Consider the following 14,070-nt stretch of genomic DNA (forward strand, 5'->3'; position numbering starts at 1 on the left):
TTCTAAGTTCTGAGTTCTGAGTCCTGAATAGTAGAGAGAAAATCTTGCTTCTTTACTACCCTACAACAATTCTTATACTCAGCACTCATTACTCAGCACTCAGCACTAATTTTGGTTGAGAAGCTTTAACTTTTATTTACTTAAACTTTACTCGGTTCCCACCCAAGAGTATGATGACTTCCTAGTTATGCAAATAAACAACTGTACAAGCCGCTTCGTTTTGTACAAAGAACTTCTTGTTTTGTAATAAAAGGAAACAACTCTATGCGACGATTGTTTGCTTTGATGTTAGCGATTAGTCTTTGGTTCAACTTTGCCCCCCCAGCACAAGCTTTAGGGGCCAATTTGACACCGTGCAAAGATAATCCCGCTTTTCAAGAGCTAGCAGCTAATGCCCGTAATACCACCGCTGATCCCGAATCAGGGAGAAAGCGGTTTGAGCGTTATTCTCAGGAGCTGTGCGGTCCTGAAGGATACCCCCACTTGATTGTTGATGGTCGCCTAGATCATGCTGGTGACTTTTTGATCCCTAGCATTTTATTTCTATATATTGCTGGTTGGATTGGTTGGGTAGGTCGTGCCTATCTGCAAGCAATTAAAAAGGAATCTAACACTGAACTAAAAGAAATCCAAATCGATATTGGTTTGGCATTACCCATAATAGCTTCAGGTTTTACTTGGCCAGTAGCAGCAGTCCAAGAATTGCTCTCTGCAAAATTAGCAGCCAAGGATTCAGAAATCCCCATTTCTCCACGCTAAATCAGCTTAACTAATTCATTCGTTTTGGAGACTAAATTCATGGCAGACAAAGGCGCTCAATCAGCCTATTTGATTAAATTCCTTTCCACAGCGCCCGTGGCAGCTACCATCTGGCTGACCATCACAGCAGGTATCTTGATTGAATTCAACCGCTTTTTCCCCGACTTACTTTTCCACCCACTACCATAAGTGTCAAATGGAATTTAGGACAGTTGAATCAATGTCTTATTTTTTGCTTAATATTATGTAGTTGATGTATTCACCTTAGTTAGGCAGAATTATCACAAAAATAGGCAGCAAAAATAGTTTTTTGAAACTCGTGATTCTGCTTACAGATCGCGAGTTTCACGGTTTTAAAATAAGCTAAATTAATTTTTCTAAACTTCTTAAACAAAATGCTTCTTTAGCTACAATTATTATTAATATGAAAATGCCACCATTTTAATTTTAGAGGCGAACATAAAATATGGCACAAGCAGTAGATGCATCAAAGAATCTTCCCAGCGATCCGAGAAATCGTGAAGTTGTTTTTCCCGCATTCGGCGATCCACAGCTAGGTAATCTAGAAACCCCGATTAATTCTTCTTCCTTGAGCAAGTGGTTCATTAATAATTTACCTGCCTATCGCCCAGGTCTGGCTCCTGCTAGACGCGGTTTGGAAGTTGGTATGGCTCATGGTTACTGGCTATTTGGCCCCTTTGCCAAATTGGGCCCACTGCGGGACACAGATAATGCTAATTTAGCTGGGTTGCTGTCAGCCATAGGTCTGGTTGTAGTTCTTACAGGCGCTCTGTCGCTGTATGCCAGTAGCAATCCACCCAAAGCACTTCCTAGTGTTACCGTACCCAAGCCTCCAGCAGATGCTTTTAACTCTAAAGAAAGCTGGAACAACTTCGCCAGTTCTTTCTTGATTGGTGGTATTGGTGGTGCAGTAGTTGCTTACTTTTTGACTAGTAATTTGGCACTAATTCAAGGTCTATTTGGTTAATTACTAGGAGTTAGGAGTTAGGAGTTTAAATAATTCATAACTTCTAACTCTTAACTCCTAATTTATTTAAACAAAACTGCTTCAATATCATTTAAAGCAGTTTCAAAATCGTCATTAACGATTTGAATATCAAATTCATCTGCGGCTTGAATTTCTTCTTGGGCGCGGAGCAGACGACGGGCGATCGCTTCTTCAGAGTCTTGGGCACGAAAACGTATTCGTCTCTCTAATTCATCAAAAGAAGGCGGTAAAATAAAAATGCTAAAGCCACTGGGAAAGGAAGCACGAATTTGTCTTGCCCCTTTTAATTCAATTTCCAGCACCACCAACTTACCAGCATGAATTTGGTTAAGTACAGCTTCACGGGGAGTGCCGTAATAGTTACCAGCAAATTCTGCCCATTCTAAAAATTTACCTTCAGCAATTAATTGTTCAAACTTGCTGCGGCTGATGAAGTAATAACTTTTGCCATCGATTTCCCCTGGACGAGGAGAACGAGTTGTTACAGATACAGAATAATAGAGTTTTGGATGACGCTCTAGGAGCGATCGCATTAAAGTACCTTTGCCGACCCCACTGGGGCCAGTTAAAACAATTAACCTGCCTAAATGTAAGCATTCTTCGGTAGTTGCACTGCTGTGGATGGCTGGCATTATCCCTTCAACCTGTGAATCAATCAATACATATTATTCATTAGTCTTGTATTCCTGGTCTAGTCCACTACTGACTAAAGAATTTGTAGCAAGAGCGACAAAAAATTTGTCTAATTCACATGGTACTACCGATTCGGTACAAAGAGGAGTGGGAAAAATCCACTGCTAATCAATTATCTACAGTTTGATGATCGCGAGAAATTACAAAGCGATTCGCTACCGTTTCCGGCTGAATTGCTGACAGAATTACGTGGCTGGAATCAGTGATAATTACAGCTCTAGTGCGACGACCGTAAGTTGCATCAATCAGTTGACCTCTATCCCGTGCATCGGTAATAATCCGCTTAATCGGGGCAGACTCTGGACTGACAATGGCAACTACTCGGTTGGCAGACACGATGTTACCAAAGCCGATATTGATTAACTGAATATCCATAAAAAAACTGACGATAAACGCGGTTTGATAAAGCTTGAAATATACTTCTTTCCATGTTATCGCCAAAAAACGGGAGTTACAACGCTTAAATTAAAGCCAATCTGCGTTTTTAAATAATGTCTGCTTCTTTTAGCTATTTATTAACTATTTTTCCTAAAAATATTCCTAAAGATACAGGCAAAATCATACTGATACGAGCTAGTTAAGTGATGTATCTTCTATGAAAATAAATAGTACCGTAAGAGGCGAATTCAAAATTCACAATGACGCTTGCGGACTCACGAACAAAATTCCAAATGAATACAGCGTAAGCATTTTACTGATTTGAAATGGATAATTTATTTACGCCGTGCTGTAAAACGTTAGCTTACTTTTAACAAGGAGTTATACCGCACCAGAGTATTTCAAAGGAAGTAAATAACTTTCAAACTTATGTTATTGTTCATTACCCAATTTTTCAATCTCCTCAATAAAACGATCATAATCAAGATGTTCTAAATCTCGTTCTGGCAATTATTTCAATGTAGTTTATAACCACAAGTGATAATCCTGTTTAGAGAGAATTTGAGTAAGTATATTTAGACATCACTTAATATTTTTCTAATTTACGAAGATTGGGAATTAGGTTTTATTGACGTAAACTTCCAGCTTCACAATCGCGTAACCAAGCTTTAACCCCTTGGGCAACAGTACCGTTACTACTATCTCGTGGTGGAGATAGTGGCTGCTGTTGTGAATAGGAACCAACTTGAGAAAACATCATCACTAGTTGCCAACCACTTTTAGTTTTAGTCAATAACAGCCAGTGAAACTCTTGCAATTCTACAGCTTTCTGATCTATGTACTGCCGCTCCAAGGTAGTAAAGAAAACTTGCTCAACTTTTGATGCAGCACTTTTAGACGCATCTGCACTATATTCTTCCAGGTTGAGGGGCAGAGGAATAAATTCAGGTTTTCCTGCCACTAACATATAACTGTAAACCTGACTGCTTCTACTGAGGCGGCGGGCGCGTTGACTAGCGCGATTGGTATAACTAGGTAGTTTTTGCAGTAGCTGTATAGTTAATGTTTCTAAATTTTGCTCAGAACACAAAGACTTCGCATCACTGCTGACATTTTCCTTTTCTGCTAGCGCTGAAGGTTTAGGGGTGGGGTTGATTGAGAAGGCTGGGTAAGCAAAGCTATTTGAAATTACAACCCAGAAGCCACAAGCAAACAAAAAATTATAATTTTTCTGACTGAGCGAAGAGGCAAGATTGTTCTCCCCTACATTCTGCACTCTGAGTTTCTCACTGACTCTTAGCTTCATGCCACCGTGATTAACTCCTCAGAAATCCGCTTCCAGGCTAATTCAGGCTCAGTAGCAGCGGTGATGGGACGACCAATCACTAGATAATCTGCACCAGCTTTAATGGCTTGTACTGGAGTGAGCGATCGCTTTTGATCGCCAATATCAGCCCAAGTTGGTCTAACCCCTGGACAAACAAGCAAAAAGTCATCTCCACAAGTTTGTCGTAGCTGTGCCACCTCTTGAGGCGAACAAACTACGCCATCCAAACTAGATTCTTGAGCCAGCAGTGCCATTTCTAGAGCATATTCTGGCAATTCTAGGGGTATTTTTAAATCAAATGCCAACTGCCGAGCCGAAATGCTCGTTAACAGGGTAATAGCAATTAACTTTGGTGGCTGTACGCCTGCTTTTGCAGCCCCCTCCTGTGCCGCCTCAGTTGCGGCTTTCAGGGCATCTCTACCAGCAGTGGCATGAATTGTCAGTAAATCCACTCCGTATCTAGCTGCACTCCTGCAAGCACCAGCAACGGTATTGGGAATATCGTCAAACTTTAAATCTAAGAAAATGCGCTTTTGGCGAGACTTTAACACTTCTAGAATTTTCGGGCCAGTGCTAGTAAACAACTCTAAACCGACTTTCCACCAAACTACTTGCGGTAGCCGATCTATAAGAGCGATCGCACTTTGTTCATCCGGCACATCCAAAGCCACAATAACTCGTTGTCCTACCTGTTCTCCATTCCCCATTCCCAACTCCCCATTCCCCATTTAAGGCACTAAGCGCACAAACTTATTTTTTCCAACTTGTAAAACTTTACCTTGTAATTCACTAGGAGCATCGAAAGTGATATCAGCATCAGTGATGCGATCGCCATCTAGGCGCACTCCACCTTCTTGAATTTTTCGCTTTCCTTCCCCGGTACTTTTGCACAAGCCAGTGACATTGAGAATATACGCTAACTTAGAAGGGAATTGCTCCACGCCAGCTAGAGAAAATTCTGGAACTGCACCTTCCTTACCACCGCTTTGGGCTGCTTCTTTGGCTTCTTGGGCTGCGGTTTCACCGTGGTACTGTTTAACAACTTCCCATGCTAAAAGTGTTTGGCGATCGCGGGGATTTTCTGGCAGCTGATCCAAAGGTAAATCCGTCAACAGTTCAAAATACTCTGACAGCAAATGGTCGGGAACTCCTTGCAACTTTTGATACTTTTGTCCTGGGTGTTCTGACAATCCGATATAATTACCTAAAGACTTAGACATTTTTTGCACGCCATCTGTGCCAATCAAAATTGGCAATAGCATACCAAATTGGGGCTTTTGACCAAAATGGCGCTGTAAATCTCTGCCTACAGCAAGGTTAAATTTTTGATCAGTGCCACCCAATTCCACATCTGCCTCTACTGCAACCGAATCAAAACCTTGCATTAACGGGTACAGGAACTCATGAATAAAAATCGGATTCTCTTTTTTATAGCGATCGGCAAATCCTTCCTTCGCTAACATCTGTCCCACCGTCATCGTGGAGAGTAACTCCAAAATTTTCTCTAAGTTTAATCCAGAGAGCCATTCGGAGTTATAGCGCACCTCTAACCTTCCTGGTGTGTCAAAATCCAAGATAGGACGTACTTGATCTAAATAAGTCTGAGCATTTTTAGCTACATCTGCTTCTGTAAGCTGACGACGCACTTCAGATTTACCAGTTGGATCACCAATACGTGCGGTAAAATCGCCAATAATTAAAACTGCTGTATGACCTGCATCTTGAAATCCTCGCAGTTTTCGTACTGGTATGCTATGACCAAGATGAATATCAGTACCTGTAGGGTCAATGCCTAATTTGATCCTTAAAGGTTGTTGTGTAGTTAGCAAGAGTTTTTCTAAATTTTCGCTGTTAACATCATCTGATTGTGGGAATACTTCTACTACACCACGACGTAACCAATTCATATCTTGCGTCATCCGAAGAGATTGATTATTAGCTATGTTTTGCACACTCGAAGTTAAGTTGGTTATACTCACTGGCAATTTATCCACTTTCTCATCCGCCAAACTACTATAATTGCAAAAAACTAACCGCCTTGCTTCACCCAATCAATTACAGTTAAATTTACAAGTGAGGAAGTGAAATAGCCGTGTCGTCGTCTAGGACTTTTGAAGATAAACAGCCACAGCGTCGGGCTTCATCAGGTTTTGAGTTTTTGAAAGGAGTCGGTCAGGTAACTGGCGGTACTCTCCTCTCAATCACCATGCTGGCAAGTTCCATTGTAGCCGGAGGACTAGTTGGTTTAGCCATCAGTTTCCGTAATTTGCCAGATGTGAGACAGCTACGTAACTTCTTTCCCTCAGAAACAACTTACATTTATGACGTTAAGGGTAAACTTTTAACAAGTATTCACGGGGAAGCCAACCGGGAAGTCGTACCTCTAGATAGAATTTCGCCGAATTTAAAACGGGCAGTATTAGCAAGTGAAGATGACCACTTCTACGATCACCACGGTATTAATCCCACTGGTGTTGGCCGGGCCATAATAACTAACGCAGCAGCCGGCGGAGTCAAAGAGGGTGGCTCTACTGTCACCATGCAATTGGTAAAAAACCTATTTTTGTCTCGCAAGCGTGCTTTTACCCGCAAGTTAGCAGAAGCTGTGCTAGCAATCCGGTTAGAGCAAATTCTCACTAAAGACCAAATATTAGAAATGTACCTCAATCAAGTTTATTGGGGTCATAACAATTATGGTGTACAAACGGCGGCCCGCAGTTACTTTAATAAGTCAGCAGAATATTTAAGCTTGGGTGAGTCGGCAATGATGGCGGGTTTGATCCAAGCCCCAGAAGAATTCAGCCCCTTTGTGAGCATGAAGCTGGCAAAACAGAAACAAAAAGAAGTGCTAGGACGGATGCGGGATTTGAACTGGATCGACCAGTCAGAATACGACAATGCCCTCAAGCAAGAAATCAAACTTGGAAAAATTAAATCCTTTCAAGGTAGTGCCCTACCCTATATAACTAATACCGTAGCCCAGGAGTTAGCTAAGAAGTTTGGGCGTGAGACACTACTTAAAGGTGGAATGCGGGTGCAAACTACAGTTGACGCCAACTTTCAAGTTATGGCGGAGGAAACTGTTAGTAAGTGGCATAAAACACTTCTGGGGCAAGGATTATCTAAGAATCAAATGGCCTTGGTGGCAATTGATCCGCGCACACATTTTATCAAAGCACTGGTGGGTGGTATAGATCCTAAGACCAGTGAATTTAATCGTGCAACTCAAGCTCAACGGCAGCCCGGATCTTCTTTTAAACCATTTGTATACTATACTGCTTTTGCTAGTGGTAAGTATGCGCCAGATTCAACGGTCGTCGATGCCCCAGTTAGCTATCGAGATGGTAACGGTTGGTACTTTCCCAGAAATTATGATGGCGGTTTTAGGGGAGCGATGCCAATCCGCACAGCTTTAGCCCAATCGCGAAATATTCCGGTGATCAAGATTGGTAAAGCTGTGGGGATGAATAGAGTGATAGAAACCTGCCGTACCTTAGGTATTACGAGTCCGATGGAACCTGTGACTTCTTTACCACTTGGTGCTATTGGTGTCACCCCTCTGGAAATGGCTAGTGCATACGCTACCTTTGCTAATTATGGCTGGCAATCTCCACCAACTGTAATTGCCCGTGTCACCGATAGTAGTGGTAATGTGTTGCTAGATAACACACCTAAACCACAGCTAGTTCTCGATCCGTGGGCATCAGCAGCAATTCTTGATGTAATGCGATCGGTAATCACTGAAGGTACAGGTAAAAGTGCTGCTATCGGTCGCCCAGCCGCCGGAAAAACCGGAACAACATCATCAGAAAAAGATATTTGGTTTGTTGGTACTGTGCCACAGTTGACAACTGCTGTCTGGGTAGGGAGAGATGACAACAGACAATTAGCTGACCATGCCACAGGTGGTGTTCTGGTCGCTCCCATTTGGAAAGATTTTATGGACAAGGCACTCAAGAACGTACCAGTAGAAAACTTCAAATCACCTTCGCAGTTTTCTCGTCCCAAGTCAAATCAAAGTTAGGAGTGATAAATTATGAGTTATGAGTTTATTGAGAACTCCTAACTCCCAACTCCTAACTTTTGTTAAGGCTGTTTTTCTAGCTCGGCTTTCATCCGTTCTAAAGTGAGGTGCATTTGGTCAAACATTTGTTGGGGAGTGACACCGAACTGACCTAATTGCGTTTTCAGTTGTTCTACTGTCATTTGTGCCATGAAATCTTCTGATAGCTCAAAGCGCTTCATAAAGATGCGATACCGATCCATCATGGCTTCCATTTGCTCAATAAACAGCTTTTTGCCATCACGGTCAAATTTGCCGTAGCCATTGCCAAGCTTAATCAGCGCTTGATAATCCTCAAACAGCTGTTTTGCTTCTTGCTGAACTATTTCAGAATCGAAGAATCCCATATTGCTTATATTAAACTGAGTGCCCAGACTCAGTAGCTTAATAGTTTTACTTCTATTTATTATTTTAGTCTAGGGGAGTAATCTAGTCACGAAGCTTCGGTTTTAGTACGGTTTGTTACCGAAATTTCACCACTTGACTTGAGAACGTTTACCTTTGTTAAATCGACTTAATAAAGCTGCAATACTCAGAGCTTTAGCCATTGATTTAGGACTGGTCTTTTCACCCTGTTCAATTTTCAATTTGGTAGCGTATTTCAAAGCTAGTGAATCTTGCGGGTTAAGTTTTAATGCTTGACGGATGTAAACCCTGGCCATCCCGATAAATTTCTGTTTTAGATGTACTAAACCTAATAAAGCATAATAGTCGCTGTTATTTGGCTCTAGCTTGATGGCATCGCGCAGTTCTTGTACAGCTAGGGGCCAATTATCTAGCTTGACGTACTCAATCGCTCGCTGGTAGTGACGTTGAGCGTAGTTTGTCAAAACTGGTTTGACATTAGTTTTTTCATTTAATGTTAATTCAACTGGATTGACTTCTACTTCAGGGATGATGCAAACGGGTTTTTGCGGTGGAAATAGGTCAGGTTTATGCAACTGTAAATAAACTAAGTTCAGTATACTAATTTGTTGCGTAACTCGCTCGAACTGATGAAGTGATTTGTATTGAGCTTCTGCATAGGAAGCGATCGCTTCTTCATAAAACAATTCTGCTTGGGGTGCAGACATTTCTATAATTTCCTTAACTACGGCACTTTGCTCACACAAAGCTTGCTGCTGTAATACTTTTGCGTTTGATCGCAGCATGGCTATAGCAATTAAGCGTTTGTGTTGATTTTTGAGTTGTTCGTAAGCTGGATTGATTAAATGGGTAAGTATTGCCGTTGCTAATTCTTGGTCAGAATTGCAATTAGCATAGCGATCGGGATGTAGCAGTTTCGCTAAAGTGTAATAGCGTTTAAAAATCTGGCGATCGTCAGCACTCACAGAAATTCCTAGCACAGCGTAAGGATCGCAAAGCTGTTTAAACCATTCTGGCGGTTGGAAGGTCTGTGACATCGTAGTAATCTAGATCCGTTAAAAACTTAAAATTAGCATCAAAGCTCAATGCACAGTCATGTGAAACTTACTCAAATTTCTTCAAATTGGGGATTGGGGACTGGGAACTGGGGATTGGGGAAGGTGGGGCCCCCTCTGGGGATAGGGGGTAATGGGGATTGGGAAGATTTAGTTAGGGATGAATTGTTTCTGTGCCTTTTGGCTGTCTTATTGTAGGAACTGTGGGATTCGTATATTTATTAGAAATATGTTGACTAAGCGCAAAAGTCGAAGTGTTGCTGCTGTTTTAGCTTTTTCTGGCACGCTGACAATTTCAGGATTACATAAATTCTACCTAGGACAGCCGTTGTGGGGTGTTTTGTATGTGTTGCTTTCCTGGACGCCTATCCCTAAGGTAGCTAGTGCGATTGAGGGAGTTTGGTATTTAGCCCAAGACGAAGAAGCTTTTGATCGTAACTTTAATCTAGGCAAGTCAGCAGCAAAAAACTCACAAAAGGCGATTAATCAGGTAGGAGCGATCGCACAGGCAATGCGAGAATTAGATGCTCTGCGCCAGGATGGACTAATTTCAGAGTATGAATTTGAACAAAAGCGCCGCCAATTGCTAGACCAGATTTCTTGAGGTAAGCGACAATCATGAATAACTGGCTACCTTTAAATTCCAGGCTGCAAAAACTCCGCGCCAAGCTTCTCAACGATCCCTACTATCGCCTACAATCTGGGGAAGAAATTCAGATAGCGGCTCAATTAGGTATCCGCATTGATGCTAATCAAGCCACTGTAGATGATTGGTTACGCTTACCAGGTTTGTCAATTCACCAAGCGCGATCGCTTGTGGAACTTTCACATTCGGGTGTGAAATTTTACTGTATTGAAGATATCGCTGCGGCTTTGGGTATGCCAGCACCGCGCTTAGAGCCATTAAAGCCTCTGCTAAATTTTATTTACTATGACCACGAATCTTTAGAAAATCCTCCGCATTTAGTCAACCCGAACACAGCAACCGTTGAAAAATTAGCACAAATTCCATTTATAGATTTGTCTTTGGCGCAAGCAGTGGTGCAAAATCGCCAATCAGCCGGGCCTTACCGTAACCTGGCTGATTTCCAACGACGGTTAGAGTTAACTGGTGATGCGATCGCCCAGATAATGTATTATTTGAGGTTTTAAATTAAAAGTTAGAAGTCTTAAAATAACTCCTAACTCTGGCAATTTGGAATTTTGGATTGAAAGAAAAATCCAAAATTGATTAAATGAACCCAATACGGTCAAGAGGCCAAAAGCGAAACGTTGCGCGACCGATGACATTTTTTCTGGGTAAAAAGCCCCAATAGCGAGAATCATTACTATCGTTGCGATTATCTCCCATAACGAAAAATTCGTCTTCTGGGACTTTCACTGGTCGATATGGCTGATTTGGAGGTTCAGCGATGTAGTCTTCTGCCAAGGGTTGACCGTTGAGGTAGACTTTGCCAGAAGCAACACTAATTACCTCACCCGGCAGGCCAATAACTCGCTTGATAAACGCTTGGTCTTTGGGATATCCTCGACGTTGTAGTTCTGCGGGTGGCTGAAAAACAATAATATCTCCAGTTATCGGAGGGTGAAAATGGTAAGAGATTTTTTCAACTACCAAGCGATCGCCTGTATGTAAGGTAGGCAACATCGAATCAGAAGGTATGTAGCGCGGTTCGGCGATAAAAGTCCTGATTAAGAATGCTAAAGCCAGTGCGATCGCAATTAAAATCAGATTTTCTTGCCAACTACGCCATACTTTTAACGACGCACGCTCTTCTTTTGCATCACTTTCGTGAGGAATCATAAAAGTTTCTAGCCAGTTTCAGAAGTGAGACAAATACCTTGATTATTTTGACTCAAAAAGTATATTAATAGGAAAACAAGGTTTAGGGTCAACCTATACAGGCATTAAATAATACACTTATCCATTTTTTAAAGATAAGCAAAAGTACTGTAAATAAACTATGACTTGTCTAAGGTAATATAAGCTAATAATTAGGATTAGCTAAATAGATAATTAAAAATAAAAGTTCTAATTGCTGTAATTATAAGGCAAGTTATGAGAGAATCCTAACTTTGTATATTCCTGTAAAAGAAGCTAATTACAGACTGCTAGAACGATATAGTCAGTAGGTTTTTTCTTTAAACAGAAAATTGGTCGTAAAATTGCAAAATAGTTTACCCGATATTTGGCAGTATCTACCTCACTTTACAGAAAAAAGGTAGATGGCAGTCTTACTAGAGCTTGAGTTGCAAAAAAATATATTTTACTCTGTAGCATTAAGTAATATTACATAAAAGCGACCAGAGTATAATGTATTTTTAAATGCATGAACTTGGTTAAAATTAGCTTTTTTAGTAAAAAAGATTACTTTTAAATATGAAATATAGACTTTATTGCTTTAATTGATAGATACCATACTATTGTGATTTTAGTCATTTACTTACATATACAAAACCAATTACCGTAATTACACGGTGACAGTACATATTAAACTGTACTATTAATTAAGATATCAACATACTAAATTATCGAGAAAAACATTTACACGCAGAAAGCTACTAGCAATTTCGGCTGAAGTATCAGCATCCGAAACAGAAGTAAGCTGCTGATAGAATTCTTTTAGCTGAATGAGTCAAAGGTAACTAGATTTAAAGAATAAATCCCCCTTGGCAATGAGAAACTATATTGAATCAATTTTCGTCTGGTCTATCTCAGAGAAAGTACAAGGTAACATTCTGTCAGTTGAAAATTTAACTTTTTCTTAAAAAGGAAACAATGACAACAGGTAGTAAAATATATTCTATCAAAAATAGAACTGATAGTTTACCAGACTCTTTTTTTAAAGATAACCCGCCCTTGTAAGTAGTTTAGTATGCTAATCAAACAATTTGCTTAAGTTGTAAATTATACAATTGTACAGTCAAAAAATCTAGATAAAAGTGCAGCCTGTAAGTATAACAGTTTAGTTCATCTTATTTGAACATCTATAAAAATTGAAAAGATAATGCTGCTTTAGCGGTGAATCAAAAAATAGCAACTAATTCAGAACTCCTATTTAAGAGGATTTTAGGGTGTGGATAATTATATAATTGTATTTTTCTCTTTCTTAAAGCTAGCGGTAAGAATGTGGAAACGCAGAGCTTACCTTTATATGACTAGGTTGATATTAAACAGCAGCAATTACTGTATATTCAAGGCTGCCCATATATAGAGCATATATATTTCAGTAAAAGTAATGTAGTCTGTCTTATCAATTTGAATTACCGTTAGTACCAATTCCAATTTTCATGATTACCAGAAAGTAACTGGTATCTAAATATCTAATAAAAATGTGTTATAACGTACCGTCATAACCGTGGTGATGGTTCGAGCTATGAAGGAGCTATGAAGTGGAAAACAATAAGTCGTTTCTGTGGCCAGAAGGAATATTAATTGCGCTACTTGCTTTAGGCGGTGTTTTTAGTCTTGCTTTTATGATGCTTCTCAGGCCAAATACTTCGGAGGCTCAGAGTAGATCGAGTATAAATAGCAAGGATGTATCTGCAAACGTAGGAACTCAGCAGCGCATTGAGAAATTAAAGGCGACGATGCTTACAAGTTGGCAGCAAGAAGCACAAACAAAGGGTCTAGCCTATCCTTTACCATCACGTTTTCAAGGGGGAATAATTAGTGCGGCAAAACTCACTCAGGGCGAGAAAGTAATTGCTCTTACCTTTGATGATGGCCCTTGGCCTAAAAGCACAGAACAAGTACTAGATATCCTCAAATCAAATAATATCAAAGGGACATTTTTTATTGTTGGGCAAAACCTAAAAAATTATCCAGAGTTAGGAAGACAGATTGTTGCTCAAGGTCACGTCATTGCCAACCATACTTGGCATCACTGGTATCACTTCTTTAATCAACAAGCAGCTGCTTTTGAAATTGATCGCACCGAAGACCTAATTTATCAAGTTACAGGTGTCAAAACAAATCTTTTTCGACCGCCTGGTGGCATTATGCATAATGGATTAGTTGCTTATGCTAGAGGACAAAAGTATGCTGTGGTGATGTGGTCGGCTGACTCAACAGACTATAAGTTACCAGCTGTACCAAAGTTGATTAATAACGTCATTAAAGATTCTAAACCTGGTGGGATTGTGCTAATGCATGATGGTGGTGGTAATCGTTCCAGAACTGTGCAAGCTTTACCAGAAATTATTAGCAATTTTAGAAAGCAAGGCTATCGCTTTGTGACTATTCCAGAACTTTTAGAAATCGAAGATGCAGACCAAAAGTTACTTACTAACAAAAAATAATAAGTATTAATTATAGGTAATTTTTCAATAGTAATTGGCTAAATACTAAAATTATCTTTTTTGGTTGAAATAGCTGTTTTTGCATTTGGTTGAAGAGTGATAATTAATGGCACTCTAG

At 40.3% G+C, this 14,070-nt stretch carries 15 protein-coding genes; 7 read left to right on the forward strand and 8 right to left on the reverse strand.

Features of this window, described 5'->3' with window-relative positions; genetic code table 11:
* Positions 1 to 264: 264 nt before the first annotated feature.
* The 3 genes from V7K79_RS13855 to V7K79_RS13865 all read left to right on the forward strand — a co-directional run bounded on the left by V7K79_RS13855 (position 265) and on the right by V7K79_RS13865 (position 1,747).
* Positions 265 to 759, forward strand: a complete 495-nt coding sequence (locus V7K79_RS13855) for a Photosystem I reaction center subunit III (protein ID WP_335048459.1) — start codon at positions 265 to 267, stop codon at positions 757 to 759.
* 39 nt (positions 760 to 798) lie between these two features.
* A complete protein-coding gene (psaJ, locus tag V7K79_RS13860; RefSeq protein WP_335048461.1) occupies positions 799 to 948 on the forward strand; it encodes a photosystem I reaction center subunit IX in 150 nt (49 codons plus the stop codon).
* 277 nt (positions 949 to 1,225) lie between these two features.
* Complete coding sequence (locus V7K79_RS13865) at positions 1,226 to 1,747, forward strand: photosystem I reaction center protein subunit XI (protein WP_335048463.1); 522 nt, start codon at positions 1,226 to 1,228, stop codon at positions 1,745 to 1,747.
* 62 nt (positions 1,748 to 1,809) lie between these two features.
* On the opposite strand, the gene gmk is transcribed toward V7K79_RS13865, so the two are convergent.
* The 5 genes from gmk to tyrS all read right to left on the reverse strand — a co-directional run bounded on the left by gmk (position 1,810) and on the right by tyrS (position 6,085).
* Positions 1,810 to 2,400, reverse strand: coding sequence for a guanylate kinase (gene gmk, locus V7K79_RS13870; RefSeq protein WP_335048894.1), 591 nt, complete (start codon positions 2,398 to 2,400; stop codon positions 1,810 to 1,812).
* 169 nt (positions 2,401 to 2,569) lie between these two features.
* A complete protein-coding gene (gene remA / locus V7K79_RS13875; protein ID WP_073639751.1) occupies positions 2,570 to 2,836 on the reverse strand; it encodes an extracellular matrix/biofilm regulator RemA in 267 nt (88 codons plus the stop codon).
* A 628-nt stretch (positions 2,837 to 3,464) separates the two neighbouring features.
* A complete protein-coding gene (locus V7K79_RS13880; protein ID WP_335048465.1) occupies positions 3,465 to 4,145 on the reverse strand; it encodes a hypothetical protein in 681 nt (226 codons plus the stop codon).
* Positions 4,142 to 4,873 carry an orotidine-5'-phosphate decarboxylase gene (gene pyrF, locus V7K79_RS13885; protein ID WP_335048467.1) on the reverse strand — a complete coding sequence of 244 codons (732 nt, stop codon included), beginning with the start codon at positions 4,871 to 4,873 and terminating at the stop codon, positions 4,142 to 4,144. The genes V7K79_RS13880 and pyrF overlap by 4 nt, the downstream gene beginning before the upstream one ends.
* A 21-nt stretch (positions 4,874 to 4,894) precedes the next feature.
* Positions 4,895 to 6,085 carry a tyrosine--tRNA ligase gene (gene tyrS / locus V7K79_RS13890; RefSeq protein ID WP_335048895.1) on the reverse strand — a complete coding sequence of 397 codons (1,191 nt, stop codon included), beginning with the start codon at positions 6,083 to 6,085 and terminating at the stop codon, positions 4,895 to 4,897.
* Between the two features lie 173 nt (positions 6,086 to 6,258).
* Here tyrS and V7K79_RS13895 point away from each other — a divergent pair, with 173 nt between their 5' ends.
* Positions 6,259 to 8,190 (forward strand): transglycosylase domain-containing protein, encoded by a 1,932-nt coding sequence (locus V7K79_RS13895; RefSeq protein ID WP_335048469.1) that lies wholly within the window; start codon positions 6,259 to 6,261, stop codon positions 8,188 to 8,190.
* 62 nt (positions 8,191 to 8,252) lie between these two features.
* Here the strand turns inward: V7K79_RS13895 and V7K79_RS13900 are convergent, their stop codons facing one another.
* Positions 8,253 to 8,576 carry a DUF1825 family protein gene (locus V7K79_RS13900; RefSeq protein ID WP_334736957.1) on the reverse strand — a complete coding sequence of 108 codons (324 nt, stop codon included), beginning with the start codon at positions 8,574 to 8,576 and terminating at the stop codon, positions 8,253 to 8,255.
* Positions 8,577 to 8,702: 126 nt separating this feature from the next.
* A complete protein-coding gene (locus V7K79_RS13905) occupies positions 8,703 to 9,632 on the reverse strand; it encodes a J domain-containing protein (protein WP_335048471.1) in 930 nt (309 codons plus the stop codon).
* A 247-nt stretch (positions 9,633 to 9,879) separates the two neighbouring features.
* Here V7K79_RS13905 and V7K79_RS13910 point away from each other — a divergent pair, with 247 nt between their 5' ends.
* Both V7K79_RS13910 and V7K79_RS13915 read left to right on the forward strand, forming a co-directional pair.
* On the forward strand, positions 9,880 to 10,254 hold the full coding sequence (locus V7K79_RS13910; protein ID WP_335048473.1) for an NINE protein: 375 nt from the start codon (positions 9,880 to 9,882) through the stop codon (positions 10,252 to 10,254).
* Positions 10,255 to 10,268: 14 nt separating this feature from the next.
* Positions 10,269 to 10,802, forward strand: a complete 534-nt coding sequence (locus V7K79_RS13915) for a ComEA family DNA-binding protein (protein WP_335048475.1) — start codon at positions 10,269 to 10,271, stop codon at positions 10,800 to 10,802.
* 79 nt (positions 10,803 to 10,881) lie between these two features.
* Here the strand turns inward: V7K79_RS13915 and lepB are convergent, their stop codons facing one another.
* The gene (lepB, locus tag V7K79_RS13920; RefSeq protein WP_335048477.1) at positions 10,882 to 11,454 is read right to left on the reverse strand and encodes a signal peptidase I; all 573 of its coding nucleotides are present in this window, start codon (positions 11,452 to 11,454) and stop codon (positions 10,882 to 10,884) included.
* Between the two features lie 1,589 nt (positions 11,455 to 13,043).
* Here lepB and V7K79_RS13925 point away from each other — a divergent pair.
* Positions 13,044 to 13,952, forward strand: a complete 909-nt coding sequence (locus V7K79_RS13925) for a polysaccharide deacetylase family protein (RefSeq protein WP_335048478.1) — start codon at positions 13,044 to 13,046, stop codon at positions 13,950 to 13,952.
* Positions 13,953 to 14,070: the final 118 nt, after the last annotated feature.

Source organism: Nostoc sp., assembly GCF_036917575.1.
Lineage (GTDB): Bacteria > Cyanobacteriota > Cyanobacteriia > Cyanobacteriales > Nostocaceae > Nostoc.

Bases quoted from the DNA above. Each gene is read 5' to 3' on its own strand.
- lepB (WP_335048477.1), bottom strand. From the start codon at position 11,454: ATGATTCCTCACGAAAGTGATGCAAAAGAAGAGCGTGCGTCGTTAAAA.
- V7K79_RS13900 (WP_334736957.1), bottom strand. From the start codon at position 8,576: ATGGGATTCTTCGATTCTGAAATAGTTCAGCAAGAAGCAAAACAGCTG.
- V7K79_RS13915 (WP_335048475.1), top strand. From the start codon at position 10,269: ATGAATAACTGGCTACCTTTAAATTCCAGGCTGCAAAAACTCCGCGCC.
- V7K79_RS13905 (WP_335048471.1), bottom strand. From the start codon at position 9,632: ATGTCACAGACCTTCCAACCGCCAGAATGGTTTAAACAGCTTTGCGAT.
- gmk (WP_335048894.1), bottom strand. From the start codon at position 2,400: ATGCCAGCCATCCACAGCAGTGCAACTACCGAAGAATGCTTACATTTA.
- V7K79_RS13855 (WP_335048459.1), top strand. From the start codon at position 265: ATGCGACGATTGTTTGCTTTGATGTTAGCGATTAGTCTTTGGTTCAAC.
- psaJ (WP_335048461.1), top strand. From the start codon at position 799: ATGGCAGACAAAGGCGCTCAATCAGCCTATTTGATTAAATTCCTTTCC.
- V7K79_RS13865 (WP_335048463.1), top strand. From the start codon at position 1,226: ATGGCACAAGCAGTAGATGCATCAAAGAATCTTCCCAGCGATCCGAGA.
- V7K79_RS13910 (WP_335048473.1), top strand. From the start codon at position 9,880: ATGTTGACTAAGCGCAAAAGTCGAAGTGTTGCTGCTGTTTTAGCTTTT.
- pyrF (WP_335048467.1), bottom strand. From the start codon at position 4,873: ATGGGGAATGGAGAACAGGTAGGACAACGAGTTATTGTGGCTTTGGAT.
- remA (WP_073639751.1), bottom strand. From the start codon at position 2,836: ATGGATATTCAGTTAATCAATATCGGCTTTGGTAACATCGTGTCTGCC.
- V7K79_RS13880 (WP_335048465.1), bottom strand. From the start codon at position 4,145: ATGAAGCTAAGAGTCAGTGAGAAACTCAGAGTGCAGAATGTAGGGGAG.
- tyrS (WP_335048895.1), bottom strand. From the start codon at position 6,085: ATGACGCAAGATATGAATTGGTTACGTCGTGGTGTAGTAGAAGTATTC.